Source organism: Nocardia sp. CWNU-33 (assembly GCF_046764895.1).
Classification (GTDB): Bacteria; Actinomycetota; Actinomycetes; order Mycobacteriales; family Mycobacteriaceae; genus Nocardia.
In genome coordinates, this window is the sequence record NZ_JBKOQN010000092.1 from 1 (window position 1) to 2,222 (window position 2,222).

The following is a 2,222-nucleotide window of genomic DNA, read 5'->3' on the forward strand; positions in this document are numbered from 1 at the left end:
TGTCGGCGGAACGTGAAAACTGATCACCGCGTGGCATCTGAATTTTGACCCCCTGTCCGCAGACCCTGGCTCTAACCGAGCCAGGAGGACGAAGGGATGCTTTCCGTGGAGGATTGGGCTGAGATTCGTCGTTTGCGCAGGTCCGAGGGGTTGCCGCTCAAGGCGATCGCTCGGGTTCTGGGCGTGTCCCGCAACACGGTCAGAGCCGCGTTGGCCTCGGACCGGCCGCCGAAGTATGAGCGTCCGGCGAAGGGTTCGATCGTGGACGCGGTCGAGCCGCAGATCAGAGAGCTGCTGCGGGTCTATCCGACGATGCCGTCGACGGTGATCGCCGAGCGGATCGGCTGGACCCGGTCTGTTCGGGTGCTCTCGGGTCGGGTTGCCGAGTTGCGGCCGGTTTATCTGCCGCCGGATCCGGCGTCGCGAACGGCGTATGTTGCCGGGGAGATCGCCCAATGCGATCTATGGTTCCCTCCGATCACACTGCCAGTCGGTTTCGGTCAGGTCCGTGACTCGAAGCGGTTGCCGGTGCTGACGATGGTGACAGGGTATTCGCGCTGGTTGTCGGCGGTACTGATCCCGACCCGGCGATCTGAGGACCTGTTCGCCGGCTGGTGGAGGTTGATCAACAGGTTGGGTGCGGTGCCGCGGGTGCTGGTCTGGGATGGTGAGGGTGCGATCGGGCGGTGGCGGGGTGGTCGTAGTGAGCTGACCACCGAATGTCAGGGGTTCCGAGGAACTTTGGGTGCGAAGGTTGTCATCTGCCGACCCGCCGATCCCGAGGCGAAGGGCGTGATCGAGCGGGCCCACGACTATCTGGAACGCTCTTTTCTTCCTGGCCGAATATTCAGCGGTCCCTCCGATTTCAACCTGCAGTTGAGCCAGTGGCTGGCGGTGGTGAACACGCGGACGAGGCGGGCGTTGGGATGCGCTCCGACAGAACGGATTACCGCCGATCGCCAGGCGATGATCGCGTTGCCGCCGGTGGCGCCGGAGACGGGGTGGCGGCATTCGGCGCGCCTGGCGCGCGATCACTACATTCGCTTGGACTCCAACGACTATTCGGTGCATCCGAGCGTGATCGGCCGTCAGGTCGAGATCATCGCCGACCTCGATCGCATCCGCGTGCATTCCGGTGGTCGAGTGGTCGCTGATCACGAGCGGATCTGGGCATGGCACCAATCGATCTCCGATCCCGAACATGTTGAAGCAGCGAAGGTGTTGCGCCGCAGACGGATCGGCGCCTTGCGGCCTGCACCAGAACCCGAGGTCGAACAGCGCTGCCTCACCGACTACGACACAGCACTCGGTGTCGATATCGAAGGCGGGGTGGCATGATGACCGCCACCAAGACACCCACCAAAACCTCCACCACCGCAAGAGATCTGACTGCCGAGGTCTCATTCCTGACCCGGGCGCTGAAAGCCCCGACACTGCGGGAATCGGTGCAACGGCTGGCCGAACGAGCCCGCGCCGAGAACTGGACCCACGAGGAGTTCCTCGTCGCTTGCCTGCAGCGGGAGGTCTCCGCCCGTGAGAGCCATGGCGGTGAAGGCCGCATCCGCTCGGCGCGGTTCCCGGCCCGGAAGTCGTTGGAGGAGTTCGACTTCGGCCACGCCCGCGGACTCAAACGCGACGTGATCGCCCACCTCGGGACACTGGATTTCGTCACCGCCCGAGAAAATATCGTATTCCTCGGCCCGCCCGGAACCGGCAAAACACATCTGGCGATCGGCCTGGCGATCCGCGCCTGCCAGGCCGGGCATCGAGTAGCGTTCGCCACTGCAGCCGAATGGGTTTCCCGCCTCGCCGAGGCCCACCACGCCGGGCGGTTGCAGGCCGAGCTGACCAAGCTCGGCCGCTACCCGCTTCTCGTGGTGGACGAGGTGGGCTATATCCCGTTCGAAAACGAGGCCGCCAACCTGTTCTTCCAACTTGTCTCGTCCCGCTATGAGCGAGCCTCGCTGATCGTGACCAGCAACAAGGTCTTCGGCCGTTGGGGCGAGGTCTTCGGCGACGACGTCGTCGCCGCGGCAATGATCGACCGCCTCGTCCATCATGCCGAAGTCATCGCCCTCAAAGGCGACAGCTACCGGCTCAAAGACCGCGACCTCGGCCGCGTTCCCGCTGCCGGAACAACAGAAGAATGAACCATCAACCCACCGGCCAGGGGGTCAGGATTCGGATTCCGGAAAGTGGTCATGATTCGCGTTCCGTTGACA

At 64.1% G+C, this 2,222-nt stretch carries 2 protein-coding genes; both read left to right on the plus strand.

The features are described from left to right. Positions 1-96: 96 nt before the first annotated feature. Entirely contained in the window at positions 97-1,338 is a 1,242-nt protein-coding gene (gene istA / locus ACLMAL_RS39430) for an IS21 family transposase (protein WP_412003737.1), read from the plus strand. Then, positions 1,338-2,150 (plus strand): IS21-like element helper ATPase IstB, encoded by an 813-nt coding sequence (gene istB, locus ACLMAL_RS39435; protein ID WP_412003738.1) that lies wholly within the window; start codon positions 1,338-1,340, stop codon positions 2,148-2,150. The genes istA and istB overlap by 1 nt, the downstream gene beginning before the upstream one ends. The last annotated feature ends 72 nt before the right edge of the window (positions 2,151-2,222 follow it).